This is a genomic window from Aquisphaera insulae (genome assembly GCF_011064615.1).
Taxonomy (GTDB): Bacteria; Planctomycetota; Planctomycetia; order Isosphaerales; family Isosphaeraceae; genus Aquisphaera; species Aquisphaera insulae.
Genome location: NZ_JAALJH010000002.1, coordinates 277,729 through 301,606, shown reverse-complemented (window position 1 = coordinate 301,606; position 23,878 = coordinate 277,729). Strand labels below are relative to the sequence as shown.

Here is a 23,878-nt window from a genome sequence, read left to right as displayed (position 1 = left end):
ATGACACTTCGCGGCTCGATCCGCGAAATCTGACCTAGGATTCCCTTGGAAACCGTGAACGAACCGCACCCAACGCGCCACGAGCTCCCACCGCTCGAACGCCCAACGATGCAGACGGCGGGCGACACGCTGAAGGCCGCCGGCAAATTCGTCGCGATCCAAGAAGTCACCGTGTTCTCTGGCCCGCTCGCTTCATTCGGCCCCGCTCCTGGAAAAACGACGCCCTCCCACGGACAGCGGGGCTGTAGAAGGCGGGTATCCGCATGCTGACCGGCCGAGTGGGGGATCGGGTCGTTCTAAGAAAGCACCGTGAGCCTGACGACGAATTCGGACTCGTGGTCGGTCTCGGACTGAAACCTCTAGGCTCCATCGTCTTCTTAAGGGAAAGGGGCGCGCGATGCTCTGGTGCCAGGCGTTCGAGGGGCTCGTGACAACCTCTCCGTCGAATCGGGAGGAAGAGGACATCGTTCACGACCTCTGCTCCGTGATCGACGGGTTGGACAGTTTGGAGGAGATCGAGCGGGCCCTGATTGATGTCGCCGGATGGCTCACGCGAGGTGGCACGGCCTGGCTGGGCGGGGGGAGTCCGGATGGAGGACCGACCGAGGTCGGCCGGGCCGAAGCGCCTTCCGGCGTCCCGGACCTGTGGGAGTTCCCGCTGAGATTCGTCGAGGACCAGCACCTGTTCGTTGCACCGAGGGCGGAATGCTCGCCCTCGTCGTATCGACGGTTGAGGACCCTCGTCGTCGTGGCGGACGCGGCGGCCTCTCGACTTCGATGGGACCAGGCCAGCCGGCCTCCCTGGCACGATGGGGAGTTCGGCAGGCCGGGTGAGGGCTGCCTCCAACACGATTTGGGAACCGGGTTGGAGTGCGATGAGCTCGGTAGTATCGCGATCCCGGTCGTCCAGGACGCCACCTTCATCAAGGCCGTCCTCCCCTTCGCCACCCGGCAGGCCAAACGCCACCGCGAGCCCCTTTGCCTCATCTACATGACCATCGATCGGCTTCCCGGAATCCGCGAGATGCTGGGGGACAGGGCGGTCGAGCAAGCGGTGGCGCGCGTCGGAGAGAAGGTGGTTTCGATCCTCCGCGCCAGCGACGTCGTGGCACGCCTTGAGGACAATCGCTTCCTGGCGATCCTGCCCAGGGCATGCCTGGCGAACGGCCTCGCCGTCGCCGACAAGATCTGTCGGAGCGTGCAGAGGGCTCCGGAGCTTTTCCCGGAACTGGGCGGGCTGACCGTCTCCGCCGGGGTCGCGGAATATCCTTCGAGCGCTGATTCCGTCCCGCGCCTGATCGAGGAGGCGGATGCCGCGCTCGATCAGGCCCAGGCCCGAGGGCGTAACCGGGCGGTCGCCGCGACCGGCGCCGCTTTTACCCCAGCCCTGGTGGGATAGACGATCCGGGCCGTCCCGGCCGCACGCCGCGGTTACTTGCTGAAGACCAGCCCGGGGTCGTTCGGTCCGCCTCCCATGGCCTGGAACACGAAGTGATTTTCGTCCTTCAAGGTGATCTTTCCGACCATCGCGTTGTTCTCGCTCTGAGACAGGGTCAGGACGTCTTCCTCCAGGGTATAAGTCCCCGCGATCTGCTGAGACTTCCCCTGGCTGATGATGTTCCAGACGAAGGACTTGTCGGGCTTGAGGGTCAGCTCGATCGTCGTCCCGGTCACCGGACTCCCCTTCCAGATGCCGACCAGCTTCTCGGCCGGAACGGGGGGGGTCGTGACGGCCGCTGCCGGACCGGGGGTCGAGGCCGGCGGAGCGACCGCCCCGGCCTGGGCGGGGACAGCCGAGGCCGACTGGGCGTCGGCGGACTGGACGTTCGTCAGCAGTTTCACGAGCTGAGCGGAGAGCTGGTCGGCCGGCTGGAGCCTGGCCACCTCCTGGAACGAGGCGGCGGCCACATCGGTGTGGCCCTGGGTCAGGTAATGATAGCCGAGGAGGAATCGCGCCGAGGGGGACTGCGGGTTGGCTTGCACGAAGCCCTCGAGGGCGCGGAATTGCCTGGTATAACTGTCGATGTCGGGATAGAGACCGATCATCGTGGTCCAGTCCCAGCCCGGCCCGGCGGAGAGCACGGCATACAGCGTGGCCGCCGCGGGGTCGTACTGGCCAAGAGCGAAGAGGCAGAGGGCGCGGAACTCGTTGATGGCCGCGTCGGTCGGCAGGGCCTTGAGAGCCTCGTCGGTCTGCCTCAGGGCCTCCACGTAGTTGCCGGCCTTGAACGCTGCGCGGGCCGAGTCGAAGGTCTGCATCGCCGGGTCAGCGACCTCCTGGGCCACATCGGTCGCGGTGTTACTCAGCGGCTGGGTGTAGTCCACCGGGGGTTGGGAGACCATGGCCGCCACCTGCTGGGCCGCGGCCGGATCCTGGATCAGGACCGGCTGCTGAACGACGACGGGTTGCTGGACCACGAATGGATTCACGTAAGGCGCGAGGCCCCATCCCCAGAGCGATGAGCCGACGCCCCAGGCGCCTATGCCGCCCACCATCATGCCGGTCATGAACCCACCGCCCCAGTTGTTCCACCACATGCTATTCCGGCCGTGCCAGTAGCCGTTCACCCAGGCGTTGTGGCGGCCCCAGCCTGGCCGATAGGCCCAGTTCGGGTTGCCGTTCTGCCAGCCCGGTCGGTTCGAGTTGTAATTGGGATAGGTGCCGCCGGGCCGGTTGATGTTGACGTTGTTGCCAACGCCGGGCCGGTTGACGTTGACGTTGTTGCCGCCGCCCGGCCGGTTGATGTTGACGTTGTTGCCGCCGCCGGGCCGGTTGACGTTGACGTTGTTGCCGCCGCCCGGCCGGTTGACGTTGACGTTGTTGCCTCCGCCGGGCCGGTTGACGTTGACGTTGTTGCCTCCGCCGGGCCGGTTGACGTTGACGTTGTTGCCGCCGGGGCGATCGCCAGGATTGATGTTGGGACGATTGCCCGCGCCGATGCCGGGGCGATCGCCGGGGTTGATATTGGGACGGTTGCCCGCGACCGCTCCGGCGCCCGCGCCGCCGTAGTTGGGCCGGTTGCCAGCGCCCGCTCCCGCGCCCGCGCCGCCGTAGTTGGGCCGGTTGCCAGCGCCAGCTCCGCCGTAGTTCGGTCGTGACGCCCCCGCGTTGTAGGTCGGCGTGCGATTGAAGGAGGGACGTGAGGCGGAGGCACCCCCGCCGAATCCGCCGGCCCGTCCGCCGCCCCCTCTTGCGCCTCCGCCGCCGCCGCGGCCACCTCGTTGCGCCAGGACCTCACTCTGCGCGGTCATGATCGCCAGCGCCGCGGCCAGGATGAAGAGCCTCTTCATAGTCACTTCTCCCCCGCGGCGGCGGGCTTTGCGAGACCAGGTTTGGGTGGGATTCGGACGAGCGTCACCGCATCCTCGTCGGGCATGATCTCTCCGCCCAGCGTTCGGTCGGTGGAAAACCACGTCATGGAGTCCTTGCCGTTCCGGGATACGATGTTGGTGGCCGAAACGGTGCGTCCGTCCTTGAGCGTGCCGGAGCTCTTGATCAACCAGCGGTCGCCATCCCGCGACCAGAGGCCCTCGGAGAAGCCACCGTCGGAGTCGAAGACCCAGGATCGGAACTGCTTCTGCTTCGGATCCCAGCCGATCCGTTGCGAACCCGACATCGCCTCCTTGCCGTTGACCTTCACGTGGAAGACCCGAACGAGGAATGCCCGGTTCTCGGCCCACGAGCCACTGGTCCGCACCTCGGCCTCGTCGCTCTCATCCACCCACTCACCAATGAGCCATTCCAGCTCCTTGAGGTGACTGGCGGCGGTCTCCTCGGTCGCGACTTCCGGCATCAGCTCGTCGCGGAGAGTCTCCTGGAGCCAACGGCCTTCACGCTTCACGTAGGCGACCGAGTAGCGGGTCGTCTCCGCGGTCGTGTCCAGCTCGCCCGATCCGTCGGCGGCGGTGATCGTGGAGGTCCCTTCCTCGATCGCGGAGTCGGCGTCGAGGAATCGCACGCTTTGGGTCTGGATCTGGATCTTCTGTCCCGGGGACTGCTCGAACGAGGCGGCGAACCGCTTCTCGATGGAGTCTCGGCCGTCGATGACCTCGCCGCCCAGCGTGGTGACCCGCGCCCCGGGGGTGAAGAGGCCCGCGATCGACCTCGCGTCCCCCTCGTTGAACGCCTTCGTGAACGCGGCGACCAGGTCTCGGAGGAGCGCACGGTCAGCGACATGGTCCTCGGCGACGGCCGCGGGAGTCGGGGCCTGAACTCGGGGGGCCGGCTCCTGGACGGCACGCGATCGCGCAGGGGCGATCGTCGCGAGGAGGCCGAGCAGGCCGGCCCCGATCAGGAAGTACGCACGATTCATGGCTCTGGAACCTCTCCCGTGGCCGGTGGGGATCGGGCTGAGGGCGGGCCCGAGGTTACGTCCCCGAGCCACATGATATGTCGGTCACGTAGCGTCGGCCAGCCTCCCGCCGAGATCGGGCTCATCGACCAGTCGGCGGGTGCCCTTGATGGGCCATCTCGGGGTCGCGTATCCTTCACAAGGCCGGCGGCCGAGGGGCGCCGGGTCGCCTCTGGCAAGGATGGGTGGACGCGTCATGACGAGATCGAGCGGAGACGGGCGCCCGGCGAGCGAGGGCAGGCGCTGGGGATTCATCGGCGCGGGGAAGATGGCCACCGCCCTGGTGCAGGGGATGCTCCGCAGCGGGGCCGCGGACCGGACCGAGATCGTCGCGGCCGACCCGCTGGAAGAGACTCGAACGTCGCTGGCGGTCGAGACCGGAATTGCCGTCCACGCGGAGAACGCAGCCGTCGTCGCCTCGAGCGACGTGCTGGTCCTGGCCGTCAAGCCGCAGTCGATGCCTAAGGTCCTGCACGAGCTGCGCCCGCTGGTCGGTCCGGGGCACCTCATCGTCTCGATCGCCGCGGGCGTGCCCATCTTCGCGCTCGGCGAGGGTCTGGGGCCGGACCGGCGAGTTGTCCGCGTCATGCCGAACACGCCCGCCCTCCTCGGCGAGGGCGCCTCGGCCTATGCGATGGGGCCGGGGACCGTGCCGGCCGACGAGGCGCTCGTCGAACGGTTCCTCTCCTCGGTCGGCCGCGTCGTCCGCGTGCCCGAGTCCCTCCTGGATGCGGTCACCGGCCTCTCCGGCAGCGGGCCTGCGTTCGTCTACATGATCATCGAGGCCCTCTCCGACGGCGGCGTCCGCGTCGGCCTGCCGCGGGACATCGCGACGACCCTGGCCGCCCAGACGGTCCTCGGCGCTGCCCGCATGGTACTCGAGACGGGCCTCCATCCGGGCCTGCTCAAGGACCAGGTCACCAGCCCCGGCGGGACCACGATCGCCGGCGTCCAAACGCTGGAAAGGCGAGGCCTGCGCGGTTCCCTCATCGACGCGGTCGAGGCGGCGACCGCGCGCTCCGCGGAGCTCTCCGCCGCCGCCAGGCCGGCCGGCCCGCCCGGGACGGGGCCGAAGTCATGAAGCTCGGGATCCTCTCCGACATCCACGGCGACTTCTCGGCGCTCGAGCTCGCCTGGGCGCACCTCATCACGATGGGCGTCGACCGGATCCTGTGCGCCGGGGACGTCGTCGGCTATGGACCTTTCCCCGATCGGGTCGTCGACTTCCTCAAGGAACGGGGCATCCCCTCGGTCCGGGGGAATCACGACCGCTGGGCCCTGGAACGAGGTCCCGGCGCGAGCTGCCGATTCGGCGGCGGCACCCCCTCCGATGAGTCGCTGGAGTACCTTTCCGGCCTGCCCGGGGACCTGGTCGTCGAGATCGGCGGCAAGGTCGTCGTGGTGGTCCATGGGTCGCCGCGGAGCGACATGGAATTCGTCAGCCGGGAAACCCACCCGCCGGGGGTGCTGGACCGCTACCTCAGGGAGCTCGATTGCGAGGTCCTGATCGTCGGCCACACCCACCGGCCGATGTCCTATCGCCGGCCCTCCGGGCGGCTGGTCTTGAACCCGGGTTCGGTGATTTCGGCGCCGGTCGTGGAGACCTCGCGGAGCTTCGCCGTCCTGGACATGGAGACGGCCGAGGTGCCCCATCACCGGGTGGAGGACGGCTCACCGCTGGTCGTCGCGCCCTGGGGCTGAGGGTGGGGCCTCCGTGGTCGGCGGCGGGGTGGCCGCGGACTTCTTCGGGGCCTCGACCCGAGGCCGGATCGCGCCGACGGGCTGCTGCTTCGTCCCGTACAGGGTGTGCGCCCCGAGCTCGATGACGGCGAAGATCAGCGCCACGAAGAAGATCAGGTAGAGGAGCGTGTAAAACCGCCGCAAATTCGAAAGCGCGCTCATGAGGTGCGTGACGTCGTTCCCCTCCGTGCGGGCGACGGCCAGGAATTCTCGGCCCGCACGGTGGGTCCAGATGCCGACGACCATGAACAGGAGCGACAGGAAGAGCGTCCCCACCTCGAGTATCCGAGTTTGAACCCAGCGGACGATCTCGGTGCCGAAGAAGAAGAGCCCGATCCCCAGCATGAAAATCCCGACGAAGCTCATCTTCGAACCGAGGTCGAGGATGGTCGCGTTGTCGGAGTAGGAAAACTCATACTCCCCGTGGCCGCTCGACGGGAGGGTGATGGATGGAGAGGAAGGCATGGGTCGGAGGACCGGCGGAGACCCGGCCACGGGACCTGGAGCCGGTTCGTTCGAGGGCATCGGTCTGGTCCTTCTTCGGTGAGACGAGGTGGCACTCTGCTTTCAGTCTCGGACCGAACAGGTGCCATGTCAAGCCGCGAGCCGACCGGGGAGGTCCTGCCGATCTTCGCGGCCGCCCGCGATCCCATCCATCGCCGACGTCGCGTTCGGGTTCTCCCTCGCGGCCCCACCTGGTAGACTGGCAGCTTGCGGCCCGCGAGACGTTCCGCGGGCCCGCCGCCATACTCAAAGTAGAATCCGGATGAGCATGGAGCCCATCGACCCCTCGTCGCGGCCGGTCCTGGTCCTCGATTTCGGAGCGCAGTACGTCCAGCTCATCGCCCGGCGGGTCCGCGAGCGACACGCCTTCGCGAGGATCGTCCGGCATGACATCACGCCGGAGCGGGTCCGTGAACTCAATCCCCTGGCCCTGATCCTCTCCGGCGGGCCGCGGAGCGTGTACGAGCCGGGTGCGCCGCACTGCGATCCGGAGCTCTTCCGGATGGGCATCCCGGTCCTCGGCATCTGCTACGGCATGCAGCTCGCCACCGAAGTCCTCGGGGGTAAGGTCAAGGGCTCGACCGCCCGCGGCGAGTACGGCCGCGCGGAGTGCCGGATCCTCGACGCGGCCGAGCCCCTCTTCCACGACGTCCCTCGCGAGTCGATCGTCTGGATGAGCCACGGCGACCAGGTCCACGACGCCGGCCCGGACTTCGTCCCCCTGGCCGTCACCTCCACCTGCCCGGTCGCCGCGGCGAAGCACCGGTCGCTCCCCTTCTACGGGATGCAGTTCCACCCGGAGGTCTCGCACTCGGCCTACGGCTCTCTGATGCTCGGCAACTTCCTCGATCGGATTTGCGGCAACCCGAAGCGGTGGACGATGGAAGCGTTCATCGAGCGGTCGATCGAGCAGATCTCCGCCCGCGTCGGCCCGGACGAACGCGTCGTCTGCGGCCTTTCCGGCGGCGTCGATTCCGCAGTCTGCGCGGCGCTCCTGGCGAAGGCCCTGGGCCCGCGTGTCGTCTGCGTCTTCGTGGACACCGGGCTCCTGCGAGCCGGCGAGCGTGCGGCCGTCGCCGAGGAATTCGGCTCTCGGACCGACGCCGAGCTCCGCGTCGTCGACGCGGCCGACCGGTTCCTCTCGGCCCTCGCGGGAGTGACCGAACCGCAGGAGAAGCGGCGGCGGATCGGCCACACCTTCATCGAGGTCTTCAAGGACGAGGCGAAGTCGATCTCGGGTGCCCACTTCCTGGCCCAGGGGACCCTCTATCCGGACGTCATCGAGAGCGGCGGCGAGCCCGACGGGCCGACGGCGACGATCAAGATCCACCACAACGTCGGCGGCCTGCCGGAGGAGCTCGGCTTCGAGCTGATCGAGCCCCTCCGCGACCTCTTCAAGGACGAGGTCCGCCGCCTCGGCCTGGAGCTCGGCCTCCCCGACAGCCTGGTCTGGCGGCACCCGTTCCCCGGGCCCGGCCTGGCCGTCCGTTGCCTGGGCGAGGTCACCGCACCAAGGCTCGATGTCCTCCGCCAGGCCGATTCCATCTTCCTCGACGAGCTCCGGACCGCGGGCCTGGACCGCCAGGTCGCCCAGGCGTTCGCCGTCCTCCTGCCGATCCAGTCCGTCGGCGTCATGGGCGATGCACGTACCTACGAGGACGTCATCGCGATTCGGTCGGTCGACACCGACGATTTCATGACGGCCGACTGGTCGCGGCTGCCGCACGACCTGCTGGCACGAACGAGCACCCGCATCATCAACTCCGTCAAGGGCGTGAATCGGGTCGTCTACGACGTCACGAGCAAGCCCCCGGGGACGATCGAGTGGGAGTGAGCGATCCCGAACATCTCCATTCCAGAGGATCCCGATCATGGTGAGAAAAGCGATCCCGGCCGCGGTGCTCGTTCTGATCGTGGCAATTGCCTCCTCTCCGTCGCGGGCCGGGACGAAGACGATCGCCCGCTGCGGGGCCGGGTTCCTCGAGGATGTGAACGGCTATCGGGTCCTGCACGTCAAGGGCACCCCCTACGAGATGGGCTACCAGCAGGGGGCCCTGCTCAAGGACGACATCCGCGAGAACGTCCGCTTCCTCTTCGAGGAGAAGGGGAAGGAAATGAAGGTGGAGCTCGCGGGCCTGAAGCTGCTCGACCCGAAGCGGGTCATCGCCGGCATCGCGGCTCGACAGAAGAAGCTCATCCCCGGGCGGTTCTTCGAGGAGATGCGGGGCGTCGCTGATGGCGCGGGGATGGACGTGCAGGACGTCATCACCGCGAACTTCATCCCCGAGATGTTCCATTGCAGCGGCTTCGCCATCTCCGGCTCGGCCACCAAGGGCGGGACGCTCTATCACGGGCGGATCCTCGACTACGGCTGCGACTGGCGGCTCCAGGATCACGCCGTGCTCACGATCGCCGAGCCCGACGGCCACATCCCGTTCGTGAACGTGACGTACGCGGGGTTCGTCGGCTCGGTCACCGGCATGAACGCGAAGAAGATCTCGATCGGTGAGATGGGGGGCAAGGGCCTGGGCCACTGGGACGGCGTGCCGATGGCCTTCCTGATGCGGATGGTGCTCGAGGAGGCGAACACCCTGGACGAGGCGATCGCCGTCTTCCGCGACCACCCCCGGACCTGCGAATACTACTTCGTCGTCGCCGACGGCAAGACGGGACAGGGCGTCGGGATGGAAGCCTCCTGGGACGCCTTCCACGTCGTGAAGATGGGGGAGAGCAACGAGAAGCTCCCCTCCGCCGTCAAGGACGCCGTCCTGCTTTCGGCCGGCGACCGCTACAAGGAGCTCGTCCGCCGCGTGCAGGCCGGCCATGGCACGTTCGACGCCGAGTCGGCCCTCCACCTGATGGACCGGCCCGTCGCCATGAAGTCGAACCTCCACTCGGTCCTCTTCGAGACGACCTCCGGCCGGATGTGGGTCGCCAACGCCACGAAGGAGGGCAGGCCCGCCGCCGAGCAGCCTTACCACGCCTTCATCTTCCCCGAGCTGCTCAAGCACCAGGCCGACAGCTCGGCCCCGGCCCTGCCGGCACCGCCTTCGTCCACGCCCCCGCAGGCCTCTCCCCGCCGCGCGGCACAGGCGGGGGCCACCCCGGCGTCGACGGTCCGCTGATCTGGATTGGGCCTGCGATGCGTTAGTGGGCCTGTGAGGGATCAGGAGCGCTTGTGCCTGATGCTAATCAGAGGCTCCTGACCCCTTGTGCGCATCTGAAACGAGCATTTGGATTTTACTGTCGACGCCATAATGTTTCTACATACAAATAAAACAACATTGACTCGCGTGAAATTTTGCACGTGGTTTGCGATGAGCATTCTCCTGCTGGGACTGAGTGGCTGTTATTCTACGAGGATGCCCAGTGAAGCAGAGTTCGCAAGCCTCAAGCAGGAAGGCGACGCTTTTATCGAGCACATCGAGGCGTTTCGAAGACGGAATGGATATTACCCGCAGTCATTCGCCGATGCTGAATTGAGGCCCTCAAACCGAAAATACGGCGGGTTCCGGTATGGAATGTCTACCGAATCCAGTTATAGAATTTCTATAGGGAATACTCATGACTACGGTTTCCTTATGTATTACATGAACAGCATTGGCGACTGGATGATTGACTCGGACTGACGACTTGACTGCGTTAAGTCCAAGGCAAGCGATCAAGGTGTTAGGAGAGGTAAAGGGATCAAAGGAGAGATTATAAGAGGTCAGGAGCCTTTGGAGGAGAGGTTAAGCCTTTGGTCAGAGATTCACGTTTGGGATGCTGCCCCGCATGACCATGTCCTCTGGGCCGCCAAGTCGGGCGGTCGGCTGCCATCACGCGTCTCGGGGCGTTGACGCACAGGCTCACGCCGCCAGCCACGAGCATCATCGCGAGCCCCGTGACGACCCAGAGGTCGCCATGGATCCGATACTGCCTGAGCAATTCGGCCCAGTACTTGGGGCCTTGAAACTGGGAGGCGCCCATGCCTGCGAGGCCGTACGGGAGGATGATCAGCCAGATTCCCATGAAGGCCGCGGGTACACCGAGAAGGATTTTCAGCATGGCTTATTGGCCGCACCGTCTCAAAGCGAGTCGAGGCGGACCAGGAGCGGCGAAGCAAGCGCCGCAGCTCCGAGATGGAGCGCGAGGAGAACGCAGGCGATGGCCCCACTCGCTCGCCGCCACGGCAGGGCGACACCGATAACGCCCCCGTAGAACGGGAATTGGGCGAGCGCCAGGGCGATGAGCGGGCCGTCGAAGGATCGCCCGGTGGACCGCCACAGGAGCATCGGCCCCGGGTACAGGAGCTGTGCGAGGGGGTAGGTGCCATGGCCGGCACCGCCGGAGGCGACCGCGAGCAGGCCCGCCGGGATGGTGACAAGCATCCCGACAGCGACGCCGAGCATCAGGCCGTTCAAGGCGAGGAGCGAGCGGTCCTTCATGTCCGTCACCTAACGATCCAGTTCAGCGGCCCCTGCAGCGAGGCCGCCGCAACGATTGGATGGTGCTGACTGTACTGCCCGTTGCGCAGCGCGGGCGAGAGAGGCGCCGGCTTCGACGAGCAGAGAGCCTGGGACCAGCAGCCATGGCCGTGCGCCCCAGCCAATACTGACCCACGTCCCCACCATCATCCCCAACCCGAAGCCCGCGCAGATGCCTCCTACGTACTGACGAGATAGCAGCGAGTAGGCCACCAGGCTGGCGTCTGATGCATCGCCGTCGCGGAATGTGGCTCCGCAGAGACAGCGGAAGCTGGGCATGGCTCGACGCCGCCTAACGAACAAGCTCAGCGGACTCGCACCGCCGCCGCCTCGTCCTACGGACCGTGAGTCCTGATCAATGGGTAGAATGTGCGTTAGCGGAGGGCCTGTCAAGCGATCGGCGGGAATGTGTCCTCTCCGGTCGCCAGGGCCGGGGGCGATGCGATATCATGGTCATCTCGCCTGGCAGGTCGTTCGGCGTGCGGTTCGGGTTGGTTCGGGAGGGTCCATCGCGTGACGGTGCTGGAGACGAGGCTCGAGGGGCTCCCCGTGCGGCGGGGGAAGGTCCGGGATGTGTACGACCTGGGGGACCGGCTGCTGCTGGTCGCCACCGACCGCATCAGCGCGTTCGACTGGGTCCTGCCCACGGGCATCCCGGACAAGGGGCGGGTGCTGACGGCACTCAGCGCCTTCTGGTTCGAGTATCTCGACGTCCAGAACCACCTGCTCTCGATCGCCGTCGAGGACCTGCCGCATGCGGTCGAGATCGACCCCGAGACTCGCGAGTCGCTCCGGGGCCGGATCATGATCGCCCGCAAGGCTCGCGTCGTGCCGTTCGAGTGCGTGGTCCGCGGGTATCTCTCCGGCAGCGGATGGAAGGAATACCGCTCGAACGGGGCCGTCTGCGGCATCAGGCTGCCGGGCGGCCTCGTCGAGAGCGATCGCATCGAGCCCATCTTCACCCCGGCCACCAAGGCGGAGACCGGCCATGATGAGAACGTGTCGTTCGACGTGATGGCGAACGCCGTGGGCCGGGAAGTCGCCGAGACGCTCCGATCGATGAGCCTGGAGGTCTACCGCAAGGCCGCGGAGCGGGCCCTCGGGCGCGGGCTGATCCTGGCGGATACGAAGTTCGAGTGGGGCTTCGACGACCGCACCGGCGAGCTGCTCCTGATCGACGAGGTCCTCACGCCGGATAGCTCGCGATACTGGGCGCGTGATGCGTATCGGCCCGGCGGCCCGCAGCCGTCATTCGACAAGCAGTTCGTCCGCGACTGGCTGGAGACCACCGGCTGGGACAAGTCGAGCCCGCCGCCCGAGCTGCCGGCCGACGTGGTGAACGGGACCCGGGCCCGCTACGTCGAGGCGTTCGAGCGGATCACCGGCCGCGAGTTCCCCTGGAAATGAACCGGACCGCAGACAGAATCGGATCGAGACATGCTTCGCTACATGACATCGGGTGAGTCGCACGGCCAGGCGCTGACGGCGATCGTCGAGGGCTTCCCCGCGGGGGTGGCCCTGAACACGACGGTCATCGACCGCGAGCTCGAGCGGCGGCAGGGAGGATACGGCCGGGGCAAGCGGCAGACGCTCGAGACCGATCGGGTGGTCGTGGACGCGGGGATCTACCACGGCGTCACCACGGGCGGTCCGATCACGCTCCGACTGGTGAATCGAGACGCCAAGCTCGAGCGGCTGATCCAGCCCCCCGCACCCCGGGGCGGCCATGTGGACCTCGCCGGGGCGATCAACTATCAGACGGGCATCCGCCAGGTCCTGGAACGTGCGAGCGCCCGCGAGACGGCCGCGCGAGTCGCCGTGGGCGGGCTCGCCCGGCTCCTGCTGACGGAGCTGGGAATCGAGGTCTTCGGGTACGTCGTCGAGCTTGGCGGCATCGCCGCGCCGCCGCTGTCCCGGGAACTGGCCGTCCGCGACGCGAGCCCGGTCTACACGCTCAACCCCGAATCCGACGCGGCGATCGTCGCCGCGATCGACGCGGCCCAGAAGGCCGGCGACACGCTCGGCGGCGTGGTCGAGGCCGTGGTGACGGGATGCCCCATCGGCCTGGGGACGCACGCCCAGTGGGACCGCAAGCTCGACGCCCGGCTCGCCGCGGCGGTGATGAGCATCCAGGCCATCAAGGGGGTTGAGATCGGCCTCGGTTTCGAGGCCGCCCGCCGGCCGGGGTCGAAGGTCATGGACCCGATCCGCTACGATCCCGATCACGCCGCATCCGACCGTCGCTTCGGCTTCCGCCGCCCGAGCAACAACGCCGGCGGGATCGAGGGGGGAACGTCCAACGGCGAGCCCATCGTCGTCCGCGCGGGGAAGAAGCCCATCAGCACGCTGGCCGCGCGCGGCCCTTCCATCAACATGACCACGAAGGCCGAGTCCCCCGCGGCCTATGAACGCTCCGACGTCTGCGCCGTGCCCGCCGCCAGCGTGATCGTCGAGGCCGTCGTCGCCTTCGAGATCGCCGCCGCGATCGTCGAGAAGTACGTCGGCACCAGCCTGGACGCCATCCGGGCCGCCATGGCCGCGATGCACGAGCTCAATCGCGAACACCTGGCGAAGTGGGCCGACAACGTCTGACTCGGTTCCCGCCTCCTTCGGCTCCGACCACATTTCACGCCGCCTACTCGCGACCGTCGCGGGCCCGCGATAACATGGGTCGCGGATTTCTCGCCATCGGAGTCAACCATGCTCGGACGAACATTCCTCGCCGCGTTCTGCCTCGCCTCGAGCTTGCCCCTGGGCACGGCCCGCGCCCAGGACGCTCCGCGGAGGGTCGAGAACGTGATCATCGTCACCCTCGACGGCTTCCGCCACCAGGAGCTCTTCGGCGGCGCCGAAAGGGCCCTCATCGACGCCAAGGCGGGTGGCGTGGAGGACGTCCAGGCGACGACGAAGCTCTACTGGCGGGACACGCCGGAGGCCCGCCGCGAGACGTTGATGCCGTTCCTCTGGAGGACGATCGTAGGCAAGGGGCAGGTCTTCGGCGACCGGTCCAAGGGCGCCACGGCGGCCGTGACGAACGGCATGAAGTTCTCCTATCCGGGCTACAGCGAGATATTCTGCGGATTCGGCGACCCACGCGTCGACTCCAACGACAAGGTGCCGAATCCCAACAAGACGGTCCTGGAGTTCCTCGACGAGCTTCCTGCCTACCGCGGCAAGGTCGCGGCGGTCTGCACCTGGGACGTCTTCCCTTCCATCTTCCGGTCGAGCCAGAACAAGCTCTTCGTCCAGGCCGGCTGGACGCCCCTGGAGGGCGAGCCGCAGACCGAGCGGCAGAGGCAGCTCAACCTGATGGTGCGCAGGCTCCCCCACTACTGGGGAGGCAATGCCTTCGACTTCATCACGATGGAGTCCACCCACGTCTACGTGGAGAAATCCCGTCCTCGCGTCCTGTTCATCGGCCTGGGCGAGACCGACGAATGGGCCCATCATCGCCGCTATGACCTGTACCTCCAGGCCGCGCACGAGTCCGACGACTTCCTCCGCTCGCTCTGGGAGAGCCTCCAGGCGATGCCCGAATACGCGGGCAAGACCGCGATGATCGTGACCTGCGACCACGGCCGCGGCAGCAACTCCGATGACTGGACGAGCCACGGCGAGAAGGTCGACGGGGCGGAGAACATCTGGATCGCCGTCATGGGCCCGACGACCCCCGCCCTTGGCATACGAACGAACGTCGCCGTCACCCAGTCCCAGATCGCCTCCACCATCGCCGCCCTGCTGGGCGAGGACTTCCTCGCCGCCAGCCCGAGGTCGGCCCAGCCACTTCCGGGCGTTGGCGTCGCCGTCGCACAGAACGGCGCATCGCGCTGAAGTCACGCTCGCGCCGAAGCTTGAGGAGTGAGGTTGACCATTCGGCGGATTCCAATAAAACGTCGCCCCCGTCGAATGCTCCTCCATCGTACGGACCGCCATACCTGCCGGCCATCCGGGCCGCCAGCGAGCCGGGGTTCACCGAGAGGCAGATCCTTCATGTCAGCGGCGATATCGATCCGGGGGGTGACCAAGCGCTTCGGCGGGGTGGTCGCCGTGAACGGCCTGGACCTGGAGGTCCCCCGCGGCTCGCTCTACGGCTTCATCGGGCCGAACGGGTCGGGCAAGTCCACGACCTTGCGGATGATCATGCACATCCTCCTCCCGGATCAGGGGGAGATCGAGGTCCTCGGCAATCGCGACACGCGGGCGGCCCACGACCGCGTGAGCTACCTGCCGGAGGAGCGCGGGCTCTACAAGCGAATGAGCGTACGGCGGCTGCTCCGCTACTTCGGCGCGCTCAAGGGGGCGAGGCAGCCGGAGCTCGACCTCGCGATTGGAGAGTGGCTGGAGCGGATGGGCCTCTCGTCATGGCTCGACAAGAAGGTGGACGCCCTCTCCAAGGGGATGGCGCAGAAGGTTCAGTTCATCGCGACGGTCCTCCAGCGTCCCGAGCTGCTGATCCTGGACGAACCGTTTTCCGGGCTCGATCCCGTGAACGCAGAGGTGCTCAAGGACGCGGTCCTCGACCTGCGGCGGGCCGGGACCACGGTGGTCTTCTCCACCCACGACATGTCCGTCGCCGAGCGGCTCTGCGATCGGATCTTCATGATATTCCGCGGCAAGAAGGTCCTCGACGGCACGCTCGACCAGATCCAGTCCCGCTACGGGTACGACACGATCCGGGTGCGGACGGACGCCGGGGCGGAGGCCCTGGACGGAATCCGGGGCGTCTCGGAGGTCAACGACAACGGCAATTCCCAGGAAGTCCGCTACTCGGGCGATTCGCAGGATCTGCTCGCGGCACTCATGGGTCGGACGCGAATCCGGCAGTTCGAGATCGCCCGCCCCTCGCTGCACGACATCTTCGTCCGGATCGCCGACCCGGACGAGGCCGGGGGCGAGTTTGCGACGGAGGCCCATGTTCCCACGGTGGAGGCCGCGATCCATGAAAGCTGATCTGAGGAAGATCTGGGTGGTGGCCACGACCGAGTTCGGCTCGGCGATCCGGACGAAGTCGTTCCTCATCGGCCTGCTGATGCTGCCCATCATCATGGGGGCCTCGATCCTGCTCCAGATCTTCGTGGCGGAGCGGGTGGACACGAAGCCCCGGCGATTCGTCGTCCTCGATCACACGGGCGTCCTGCTGCCGGTCATCGAGAAAGCGGCGAAGGCCCACAACGACGCCCTGCCGGAGGCCCGCGGCAAGCACGCGCGCCCTCCGCTGGCCATGGAGCCCGCGCCGACGGATGCATCCTCCCCGACGGCCGGACTGGAGCTCTCCGACCGCATCCGCCGCGGCGAGCTGGACGCCTTCGTGGAGATCCCGGCGACGGTCGTCGAGCCCGGAGCCGACCCCGCGGCGAAGCGGGCGATCGAGTACCACTCGGACAACCCCAACGACGACATGCTCCGAAACTGGCTGAATTTCGTGGTGAACGCGGAGGTTCGCGCCCGCCGTTTCCGCTCCGCGGGAATCGACCAGGCCGTGGCCGAGCGGCTCAGCCAGCCGATCGAGGTCGAGAACCTCGAGCTCGTCGAGCGCGGGACGGCCTTCGGGCCGGGAGGCGGCGAGCCCGGAGTGAAACAGGCCGGCAAGGTGGACATGGTGCGCACCGCGGTGGTGCCGGCGGTCCTCCTCTTCGCGATGTTCTTCGTGATCATGACGAGCGCACCGCAGTTGCTCAACAGCGTCATCGAGGAGAAGATGAGCCGGATCAGCGAAGTGATGCTGGGCTCGGTCAGCCCGTTCGAGTTGATGATGGGCAAGCTGCTGGGCAACGCCGGGATCGCGCTCTTGCTGGCCTGCCTCTACCTCGGCGGCGGCATGGCCGTCGCCGTGTACCATGGATATGGCGACGTCCTCTCGCCGGGCCTGATGGCGGCGCTGGTGTTCTTCCTGTTCCTGGCCGTCCTGCTGTACGGATCGATGTACATCGCGGTCGGCTCGGCGTGCAGCGAGCTCAAGGACGCCCAGTCCCTGATGATGCCCGTGATGCTGCTCTCGATGCTGCCGATGTTCGTCTGGACCGCCGTGCTCCGGAATCCGGCGAGCCCGCTCTCGGTGGGGATGTCGCTTTTCCCTCCCGCCAGCCCCTTCCTCATGCTGATGCGGCTGGCCCTCAAGCCCACGCCCCCCGCCTGGCAGGTCGCGACGGCCGTGGTGCTCACCGCGCTGACCACCCTCGTCATCGTCTGGGCCGCCGGCAAGATCTTCCGGACCGGCCTGCTCATGCAGGGCAAGGCGCCGAGCTTCGCCGAGCTGGCGCGGTGGGTGATGACGAAGTAAGAACGGATCGAGCAGGGCCATCCCCGAATTGGTGGAATTCTCTTATCCTCCGCCGCATCGGGGGCCTCGGCGCGATCACCGGGGATTTCTCCCACTCGGGCCCTTCCTGGGCCCGTTTGAAATCCATCGGTCATTCATTCACGACGCCTCCGCATGGACTTTCAGGATGATCGTCCGCATCGCCAGGTACAACAGGACGCCGTTGAGCAGGTGCCAGACGAAGTGCGTCCCGTAGGGGAAGCTCGGGCAGATCCACTTGTCGATCGAGCGGAACGTGAGCGATCCGCAGAAAACACCGACCGCGGCGGCGAGCGTCCATCTCCCGGTCTGTCCGGTCCGCAAGTGATAACACGCCAGTCCGGCCAGGGCGAGGAGCGTTGGCGCGTACAGGATCGAGCCGTTGAAATACGGCGGCACGGCCAGCATCCCGACGCAGATCGCGGCGTAGACCGCGATGAGGGCCGCCGACATCCCGGCGTGGAGCCCGACGCCTCGGCGAAGATACAACCAGAGGAACGCGAGCTGAAACGCCAGGATCGGCGCCAGGTCCGCGACGTTGGCCCAGGGTGTCGCGAAGGTGTGAAAGAGGGCACTGCCGATGCCGACGGCAGTCGCCAGCCCGATCAGCACCAGGACGCCGGGCGTCATGCTGCGAAGCCGCCGGGCGAGCCGCCACGCCGCCAGTGCCGCGACGAGGAAGGCGACGTTCGATGTCGCGTTCAGCGGCTCCGCCCACAGGCCCGGACCGCAGCGTTCGCAGTAGAAATCGAGCATGCGACGGCCCTGCCGACCCGGAGGGGCCGGCTCCGCCCGGCGACGGGACGTGGCATGGCCTGCCCGGTCGCCGAACGGCTCGGAGATCAGTCGTGCGGATAATTCTCCAGGAACCGGGCAAGGCGATGGAAGTCGGAGCCCCCCTGGATGAATCGGACGACGGTCACCAGGGTCTCGGGATCGACGAGGGTCTCGAAGGGGACGTAGTAGAGATTGAGCTGGCCGGAGCAGGAGACCATGACGCCGTCCAGGCCGTTCTCCACCAGGGCCCGATAAGCGCCGACGCCGAGCTGGCTGCCGAGGATCACGTCGAAGGCGTGCGGCTGGGCGCAGCGGGCCTCATAGCCGAGCTGCAAGCCGGTGATCCGCTTGCTCTTGCCGGTCCGCTTCTTGTACTCGGCCTCGATGGCCTTCACCATGGTCTTCGCCAGGTTGGTGGAGGCGAGCGAGAGGTGGCCGTGCTCGTCGAACTTGGCCCCTTCCAGGTAGCTCGCGGGCAGATACTGGGCCAGGCCCTCGGCCAGCACGACGACACCGAACTGCTTGCCGGCCGCCTCGCGGGCGAGCATCAACTTCGTGATGATATCGACGACCTTGGCGATATCCATGATCTTGCGCGTGCTGGTCACGCCGGTCTTGGGATCGGTGACCGTCTCCTCGGCGCTCAGCTTCTCTTCCACGTCCTCGACGCTGAGGACCAGGGACGCCTCGCCGGCGATGGCGGCCCCGTAGGCCAGCCAGCCCGCGGATCGGCCCATGCATTCGGCGATGAAGTAGCCGCGGGTGGCCTCGGCGTCGGCCAGCAGGTTGCGGATCTCTCCGGCCAGGGTCTCCACGGCCGTGAAGTAACCGAAGGTGAAGTCGATGCCTCGATAGTCGTTGTCGATCGTCTTGGGGACGTGGACCACCGCGATCCGCTTCGACCCCTCGGGGAGGAAGTCCTGGAACATCTTGAACTTGTTCGCGGTCTTGAGCGTGTCGTCGCCGCCGATCGAGACCAGGGCGTCCACCCCCAGCGACCGGAGCGCCTCGTAGACCGTCTTCATCGGCGCGGTGCGCTTGGCATCGCCGAGGTGGCTGGGGTGCGCCACGTCCTTTCCGGGATTGGTCCGCGCCGTACCGATCATGATCCCGCGGGTGTTGCGGGTCCGGCGGAGCCGTGCCTGGTCGAGGACCACGTAATCGCGGCCCTCCTGCATCGCATTGTCCGGGCCGAATTCGACGAGATGGGAATAGCCGTTCATGATCCCGAGGACTTCGATGCCGTCGCGATGGAAGGCCGCGGCGGCCGTCGAGATGACCGCGTTGGCGGCCGGGGCGGGGCCGCCCGCGAAGAGGATCGCGACGCGGCGAATGGGCCGTGCCGTGGCGGGCGAGGTGGCCGGGGCGGTCGAGGCTGAGGCGGACATTTAGCAAGAACTCCCTACAAGTGGCACGGCATCAACAGGTCGAATCCAGGAAGGGGACGCGACATTCCGCGTCGCGATCCGGGGCCCGCGAGGCCTGGGAATCTGAGATGATGGCAGGCGCGGATCTTGCCGCGGGTCGGCCCGGCCGTGTCCTCTCCGAGCCTTTCGGAACCAGCGTCGTCTCCCCTTTCCAACCTACCCGGACGCCCCGGACGTCACAAGGGCCTGATCTCGCGCCCGGGACCGCCGCATCCCGTCGAGCTCGCGCCCCGGCTCGCTCCGCGAGAGGAATCCGCGAAGCGCGTGTTCCCCAGGGGGTCGAGCCCCCGCAGCCATCCTTCGACCATCGCGGCCATGTGCTCGATGGTATCCCTGTCCGATCCTTTCGAAAGCATGGCGATCCGCCCGTCCGAATCGACGAGCATGTGGATCGGCGGGTCGGCCCCGCCGGCCGAGAACCTCCGTCGGGTCTCCGGGCCCGCGAGGTAGATCGGCAGGCTCGCCCGCGACGCGGCCGCGACCTGGCGCACCAGGTCGGGCCGATCCGCCTCCACGGCCGCCGCCGCGAGCGTGAATCCCCGATGTGCCCGGAGCCTCCGCCAGGCGCGTTCAAGCTCGCCCAGGAGCTTCGGCCCGGAGGCCGACCCGGCGGACCAGAAGACGACCCAGAGGACCCGATCCCTCTGGCCGAGCAGGAGCTTCGACTCCTCCGTCTGCAGGTCCAGCAAACGCAGGGGGGGCAGCGGGGCGCCGACCTCGATCCGGTCCGCGGGCGTGGGGCCGAAACGCATCCAAGCGGCGGCGACGACCAACGCCACGGTCGCCACCGCCATGAGCAGGCCCACCACATCGAGATCGCCGCGAGCCGGGATCGGATCGCGACGATCCGCCGGCTCGGGAACCGGCGATTCTCCTCCCATCGAGGGCTCGATCGAATCGGCGGACATGCGCATCCCCGCTTGACGGTTCCCCGCGCAGGCCGCAACCGCGGCCCGACCACCGCCAAACTTCGCCGTTTCCGCCGACCGCGTCAACCCTCGTCACGATCACGGTCCGGACGCGAGGCATGGTGACGGCCGGGGCCGCCTCGATCGCGGCCCCGTACACGTCGCCCTCACCGCAGACCTCCGCTCAGAACGAGTCAGAGCTGATGACCTCTCCACCGGACCGCGTGGAGAGCGCCTGGTACACACCAAGCCTTGTGCCCGGCACCACCGAGTAGAGATAGGTGCTGGTATCCAGGCTGACGCCGTTGGGCTGCCCCGTGGAGGGATTCAACGGCCACGAGTCGATCGAGTCCTTGAGGAAGCGGACCGATCCATCGAGGAATGCGAAATTGCAGCCGCCCGGGTGGAAGCTCGATGCGGAGCTGATGTACGCCGACACGCCGCCGTTGGCGGCGTCTGCCCAGGTGCCGTCCTGAAGCTTCTTCTGCGGGTTCATGGGGAACATCGTCGTGAACATCGTGTCGCCGAAGCCACCGTCGCACCACCAGTGCCAGTAGCGTCGCTCGTAACTCAGGTCATAGTTGTCGTTGTACTCGTCCTTGAGGAGCCCGTGCGCGTGCTCTCCGAAGGCGATGGTATTGCTGGTGCCATCGGTGACGCTCGCGAGCTTGACCTTGCTGCAATTCCAGAAGAGTCCGTTCATCTGGCCCATCCGCGTCGGGTTCGGGCCGGACGCATAGCTGTAGTCGGGATAGTTCCGGGAGCCGTGGAACCACGTCCCGCTGTTCGAGGTATAGCTGGAATATGCCACCCAGTAGGGATGGGCGCCCGAGACGTAGTTGCCGTCCGGGATGTCGAACTTGTCGGTGATGGTCCCGTCGCTCGGGCACCAGAGCGAACTGACGCCGTGTGCGAAGGCCGTCATCTGCTCGTCGCGGAAGAACGGGGTGGAGAAGTTCACCGAATTGAAGATGGAACCCTGCTCGAAGGCCTGCGAGATCGACAGGAAGACACCGTGGCCCACCCAGTGCTGGCCCCACTCGCCGTACCAGTCGTTCGAGTCACCCATGGGGAGCGAGCCGATGGACGCCTCGTAATTCGCCAGCGCCAGTCCGATCTGCTTCAGGTTATTGGTGCATTGGGCGCGGCGAGCGGCCTCTCGGGCGGACTGGACCGCCGGGAGCAAGAGCGCGATGAGCACGGCGATGATGGCGATCACCACCAGCAGCTCGATCAAGGTGAAACCCCGGGATCGGAACGGACGCATGGCGAGACTCATGGTTCGGGATGTCCTCCGATGGATGATGTGAAAACGAAGAAGCGCACTCACGCAATCAATCCAAATTGAATCGTGGCGAATCTTCCGCCCAGATGACCAGGGCGGACCGGCTCGGCCGGATCAACCTTTTCGTTGGGCCGCCTTGGGCAGGGCGGCTCGCGTCGGTGTGGCCGCCTCGTCGACATCCTTCTTCGCCCCCTTCGCAGGGACAGGCGTGCCCCCTTCCGGCTCGCCTCCGCCCTTCTTCGCGGATGACTTGGCGACCGAGATCGTCCCGACGTCGCTCGATTCACACCCCGCCACCCCGAGGAAGACGACGACGACCAGAACGCCCGGCTGCCATCGCCGGACACGCTTCAATTCCGCACGGATCATGGAGATTTTCTCCTGCCCTCAATGGATCACCCGCCGGCTCGCAACCGCGATCGGCGCACGACACCCCGGTTCATCCCGTGTGATGTCTTTGCGGCGGCAGGCTTGTCGAGTGAGTTTGGTAGAAGGAACGACGAAAGCGGGAGAGACCGACATGACGAGCCGGTTGATCGGCTGTCATTCAGCATGCATAGAGTTAGTTGTGTTTGCTTCGAGAGGGTGCGGGTCGAGTCGCTGAGAGGGTGGATATCGGGTGCGATCAAGGCGTCCACGAGGGAGAGGTGGTGGACGCTCCCGATTCCAATCCGCTGATCATAACCCATATCCCTCGTGATTCAAGTAGAGAGTCTAGAATCAACATCCTCTCAAACGAATTGTTACGGTCTTCAATGGGCGTCTCGATCCGCGAGCGCGGAGATCACATCGACGATTCCCGAGGTTCATGGCCTCGCATCCCGGAGGATCAGGCCGTGTTTCTCGAGGATCCTCACCACCTCCTCGATTGGCAAGGCATCGACGCGCCGGCCGTCCCTGCCGGTGGTTGTCTGGGCCATGAAGAGGGCATTGTCCACGGCCTCTTCGGTCGCCTCCAGGACCCCCTGAAAGAGGCCATCGAGGGCGTCCGTTGTCAGGACAGCTCGCTCTCGAACGGCCCGTTCGCCGTGGCTAACGCGAGCGGACGGATCGGTGGAGAAGGCGATGGCGAAATCCCCGCTGCCGTTCGAGAACGACGAGCCCGTCCGCGCCAGGGCGAAGACGCCCCGTGCCGCCAGCCGTTTCAGGTCCCTCGAAGCAAGCGGGGCATCCGTGGCCACGACGATCATGCAAGAGCCGTCCGCCGGTCCCGCCTCGCGCGGTTCCCTCTCGCGGCGGCGATCGGCCCGGGCCTCGCGGAACGCATGTTTCCCGAGCTCGATCCCCACCGGAGCCCCGGCGATCGTGAGCACGCCGCCGTAGTTCGCCTGCACGAGCACGCCCACCGTATACCGCCGTTCGCCGGAGGGCACAACCCGCGAGGACGTGCCGATCCCCCCTTTCCACCCGAATGCCTCGCAGCCCGTGCCGGCCCCCACGCAGCCCTCGGCGACCGGGCCCTCGGCCGCCGCGGTGATCGCCCGGATCACGTCGTGACGCGTCACGTGCCTGCCGCGGATGTCATTGAGCCCACCATCATTCGTCTCGCCCACGACCGCGTTGACGGACCGCGCCGATTCGTTCCCCGGGAGCGAGAGCACATGCTCCACGACGGCCTCGACCGCGGTGCCGACGGCGAGCGTGTTCGTGAGCACCACGGGCGTCTCGATGGTCCCGAGCTCCTCCACCTGCGTCGATCCCGCAAGCTTGCCGAAGGCGTTGCCGACGAAGACGGCCCCGGGCACCTTCTGCTGGAAGACGTTCCCACCGTGCGGCACGATCGCCGTGACCCCCGTCCGCACGCGGTCCCCTTCGGACCTGGTCACGTGGCCGACTTTTACTCCGGCGACGTCGGTGATCGAGTTCCGGGCTCCCGGCGCGAAGACGCCGGGAGCGACGCCGACGTCGCGTGCCCTCCTCCGGTCCGGGGGGGCTCCCATCCCGTGCGTCGTGAGTATCGCCAGCGCCGGAAGCAAGACCCAGGCCCGTCGTCGGATCATATTCCCTCCCTCCCCTTTCGTATCGACCTCATTTGCCGCGTTCCCGGTCTGGATACTCGGACCATGGTGCCCGCCGGAGGACGGTTGCTCAAGCTCCTCGTCGCTTGGCCCCTTGCCCGGC

At 67.1% G+C, this 23,878-nt stretch carries 20 protein-coding genes; 10 read left to right on the top strand and 10 right to left on the bottom strand.

Annotation, left to right across the window (positions count from 1 at the left end):
* Positions 1–397 precede the first annotated feature (397 nt).
* Positions 398–1,399, top strand: coding sequence for a GGDEF domain-containing protein (locus tag G6O54_RS02370; protein ID WP_165219745.1), 1,002 nt, complete (start codon positions 398–400; stop codon positions 1,397–1,399).
* 32 nt (positions 1,400–1,431) lie between these two features.
* On the opposite strand, the gene G6O54_RS02365 is transcribed toward G6O54_RS02370, so the two are convergent.
* Together G6O54_RS02365 and G6O54_RS02360 are read right to left on the bottom strand one after the other, a co-directional pair.
* On the bottom strand, positions 1,432–3,291 hold the full coding sequence (locus G6O54_RS02365) for a tetratricopeptide repeat protein (protein ID WP_165219742.1): 1,860 nt from the start codon (positions 3,289–3,291) through the stop codon (positions 1,432–1,434).
* Positions 3,292–3,293: 2 nt separating this feature from the next.
* A complete protein-coding gene (locus tag G6O54_RS02360) occupies positions 3,294–4,313 on the bottom strand; it encodes an SgcJ/EcaC family oxidoreductase (RefSeq protein WP_165219740.1) in 1,020 nt (339 codons plus the stop codon).
* A 235-nt stretch (positions 4,314–4,548) separates the two neighbouring features.
* Here G6O54_RS02360 and proC point away from each other — a divergent pair, with 235 nt between their 5' ends.
* A complete protein-coding gene (gene proC, locus G6O54_RS02355) occupies positions 4,549–5,433 on the top strand; it encodes a pyrroline-5-carboxylate reductase (RefSeq protein WP_165219738.1) in 885 nt (294 codons plus the stop codon).
* Complete coding sequence (locus tag G6O54_RS02350; protein WP_165219736.1) at positions 5,430–6,053, top strand: metallophosphoesterase family protein; 624 nt, start codon at positions 5,430–5,432, stop codon at positions 6,051–6,053. Before proC ends, G6O54_RS02350 begins: the two co-directional genes overlap by 4 nt.
* Here G6O54_RS02350 and G6O54_RS02345 read toward each other — a convergent pair.
* Positions 6,024–6,617: a hypothetical protein gene (locus G6O54_RS02345; RefSeq protein WP_165219734.1), complete on the bottom strand. Its 594-nt coding sequence runs from the start codon at positions 6,615–6,617 to the stop codon at positions 6,024–6,026. The genes G6O54_RS02350 and G6O54_RS02345 overlap by 30 nt on opposite strands.
* Before the next feature lie 247 nt (positions 6,618–6,864).
* Between G6O54_RS02345 and guaA the strand changes: the two genes are divergently transcribed.
* Both guaA and G6O54_RS02335 read left to right on the top strand, forming a co-directional pair.
* Positions 6,865–8,430, top strand: a complete 1,566-nt coding sequence (guaA, locus tag G6O54_RS02340) for a glutamine-hydrolyzing GMP synthase (protein WP_165219732.1) — start codon at positions 6,865–6,867, stop codon at positions 8,428–8,430.
* Between the two features lie 37 nt (positions 8,431–8,467).
* The gene (locus G6O54_RS02335) at positions 8,468–9,721 is read left to right on the top strand and encodes a C45 family autoproteolytic acyltransferase/hydrolase (RefSeq protein WP_165219730.1); all 1,254 of its coding nucleotides are present in this window, start codon (positions 8,468–8,470) and stop codon (positions 9,719–9,721) included.
* Positions 9,722–10,663: 942 nt separating this feature from the next.
* Here the strand turns inward: G6O54_RS02335 and G6O54_RS02330 are convergent.
* Positions 10,664–11,032 (bottom strand): hypothetical protein, encoded by a 369-nt coding sequence (locus G6O54_RS02330; protein WP_165219728.1) that lies wholly within the window; start codon positions 11,030–11,032, stop codon positions 10,664–10,666.
* A gap of 543 nt (positions 11,033–11,575) precedes the next feature.
* On the opposite strand from G6O54_RS02330, the gene G6O54_RS02325 reads away from it, so the two are divergent.
* From G6O54_RS02325 to G6O54_RS02305, 5 genes are all read left to right on the top strand, one after another.
* On the top strand, positions 11,576–12,469 hold the full coding sequence (locus G6O54_RS02325) for a phosphoribosylaminoimidazolesuccinocarboxamide synthase (protein ID WP_165219726.1): 894 nt from the start codon (positions 11,576–11,578) through the stop codon (positions 12,467–12,469).
* 30 nt (positions 12,470–12,499) lie between these two features.
* Positions 12,500–13,654 (top strand): chorismate synthase, encoded by a 1,155-nt coding sequence (gene aroC / locus G6O54_RS02320; RefSeq protein ID WP_165219724.1) that lies wholly within the window; start codon positions 12,500–12,502, stop codon positions 13,652–13,654.
* A 108-nt stretch (positions 13,655–13,762) separates the two neighbouring features.
* Positions 13,763–14,893: an alkaline phosphatase family protein gene (locus G6O54_RS02315; protein ID WP_165219722.1), complete on the top strand. Its 1,131-nt coding sequence runs from the start codon at positions 13,763–13,765 to the stop codon at positions 14,891–14,893.
* A 159-nt stretch (positions 14,894–15,052) separates the two neighbouring features.
* Complete coding sequence (locus G6O54_RS02310) at positions 15,053–16,012, top strand: ABC transporter ATP-binding protein (protein ID WP_165219720.1); 960 nt, start codon at positions 15,053–15,055, stop codon at positions 16,010–16,012.
* Positions 16,002–17,342: an ABC transporter permease gene (locus G6O54_RS02305; protein WP_165219718.1), complete on the top strand. Its 1,341-nt coding sequence runs from the start codon at positions 16,002–16,004 to the stop codon at positions 17,340–17,342. Before G6O54_RS02310 ends, G6O54_RS02305 begins: the two co-directional genes overlap by 11 nt.
* A gap of 138 nt (positions 17,343–17,480) precedes the next feature.
* Here the strand turns inward: G6O54_RS02305 and G6O54_RS02300 are convergent, their stop codons facing one another.
* From G6O54_RS02300 to G6O54_RS02275, 6 genes are all read right to left on the bottom strand, one after another.
* Positions 17,481–18,116 carry a ceramidase domain-containing protein gene (locus G6O54_RS02300; protein WP_165219716.1) on the bottom strand — a complete coding sequence of 212 codons (636 nt, stop codon included), beginning with the start codon at positions 18,114–18,116 and terminating at the stop codon, positions 17,481–17,483.
* 86 nt (positions 18,117–18,202) lie between these two features.
* The gene (locus G6O54_RS02295) at positions 18,203–19,525 is read right to left on the bottom strand and encodes a 6-phosphofructokinase (RefSeq protein ID WP_165219714.1); all 1,323 of its coding nucleotides are present in this window, start codon (positions 19,523–19,525) and stop codon (positions 18,203–18,205) included.
* Positions 19,526–19,740: 215 nt separating this feature from the next.
* Positions 19,741–20,472, bottom strand: coding sequence for a hypothetical protein (locus G6O54_RS02290; protein WP_165219712.1), 732 nt, complete (start codon positions 20,470–20,472; stop codon positions 19,741–19,743).
* A 184-nt stretch (positions 20,473–20,656) separates the two neighbouring features.
* Positions 20,657–21,739, bottom strand: coding sequence for a DUF1559 domain-containing protein (locus tag G6O54_RS02285; RefSeq protein ID WP_165219710.1), 1,083 nt, complete (start codon positions 21,737–21,739; stop codon positions 20,657–20,659).
* A 132-nt stretch (positions 21,740–21,871) separates the two neighbouring features.
* Complete coding sequence (locus G6O54_RS02280) at positions 21,872–22,126, bottom strand: hypothetical protein (protein ID WP_165219708.1); 255 nt, start codon at positions 22,124–22,126, stop codon at positions 21,872–21,874.
* Between the two features lie 437 nt (positions 22,127–22,563).
* Positions 22,564–23,757 carry a DmpA family aminopeptidase gene (locus tag G6O54_RS02275; protein WP_165219706.1) on the bottom strand — a complete coding sequence of 398 codons (1,194 nt, stop codon included), beginning with the start codon at positions 23,755–23,757 and terminating at the stop codon, positions 22,564–22,566.
* Positions 23,758–23,878 lie beyond the last annotated feature (121 nt).

Excerpts from the sequence above, each read along its gene's own strand:
- G6O54_RS02285 (WP_165219710.1), bottom strand. The coding sequence starts at position 21,739 with ATGCGTCCGTTCCGATCCCGGGGTTTCACCTTGATCGAGCTGCTGGTG.
- proC (WP_165219738.1), top strand. The coding sequence starts at position 4,549 with ATGACGAGATCGAGCGGAGACGGGCGCCCGGCGAGCGAGGGCAGGCGC.
- G6O54_RS02335 (WP_165219730.1), top strand. The coding sequence starts at position 8,468 with ATGGTGAGAAAAGCGATCCCGGCCGCGGTGCTCGTTCTGATCGTGGCA.
- G6O54_RS02365 (WP_165219742.1), bottom strand. The coding sequence starts at position 3,291 with ATGAAGAGGCTCTTCATCCTGGCCGCGGCGCTGGCGATCATGACCGCG.
- G6O54_RS02350 (WP_165219736.1), top strand. The coding sequence starts at position 5,430 with ATGAAGCTCGGGATCCTCTCCGACATCCACGGCGACTTCTCGGCGCTC.
- G6O54_RS02345 (WP_165219734.1), bottom strand. The coding sequence starts at position 6,617 with ATGCCCTCGAACGAACCGGCTCCAGGTCCCGTGGCCGGGTCTCCGCCG.
- G6O54_RS02275 (WP_165219706.1), bottom strand. The coding sequence starts at position 23,757 with ATGATCCGACGACGGGCCTGGGTCTTGCTTCCGGCGCTGGCGATACTC.
- G6O54_RS02290 (WP_165219712.1), bottom strand. The coding sequence starts at position 20,472 with ATGTCCGCCGATTCGATCGAGCCCTCGATGGGAGGAGAATCGCCGGTT.
- G6O54_RS02280 (WP_165219708.1), bottom strand. The coding sequence starts at position 22,126 with ATGATCCGTGCGGAATTGAAGCGTGTCCGGCGATGGCAGCCGGGCGTT.
- aroC (WP_165219724.1), top strand. The coding sequence starts at position 12,500 with ATGCTTCGCTACATGACATCGGGTGAGTCGCACGGCCAGGCGCTGACG.
- G6O54_RS02300 (WP_165219716.1), bottom strand. The coding sequence starts at position 18,116 with ATGCTCGATTTCTACTGCGAACGCTGCGGTCCGGGCCTGTGGGCGGAG.
- G6O54_RS02315 (WP_165219722.1), top strand. The coding sequence starts at position 13,763 with ATGCTCGGACGAACATTCCTCGCCGCGTTCTGCCTCGCCTCGAGCTTG.
- guaA (WP_165219732.1), top strand. The coding sequence starts at position 6,865 with ATGGAGCCCATCGACCCCTCGTCGCGGCCGGTCCTGGTCCTCGATTTC.
- G6O54_RS02295 (WP_165219714.1), bottom strand. The coding sequence starts at position 19,525 with ATGTCCGCCTCAGCCTCGACCGCCCCGGCCACCTCGCCCGCCACGGCA.
- G6O54_RS02370 (WP_165219745.1), top strand. The coding sequence starts at position 398 with ATGCTCTGGTGCCAGGCGTTCGAGGGGCTCGTGACAACCTCTCCGTCG.
- G6O54_RS02360 (WP_165219740.1), bottom strand. The coding sequence starts at position 4,313 with ATGAATCGTGCGTACTTCCTGATCGGGGCCGGCCTGCTCGGCCTCCTC.
- G6O54_RS02310 (WP_165219720.1), top strand. The coding sequence starts at position 15,053 with ATGTCAGCGGCGATATCGATCCGGGGGGTGACCAAGCGCTTCGGCGGG.
- G6O54_RS02305 (WP_165219718.1), top strand. The coding sequence starts at position 16,002 with ATGAAAGCTGATCTGAGGAAGATCTGGGTGGTGGCCACGACCGAGTTC.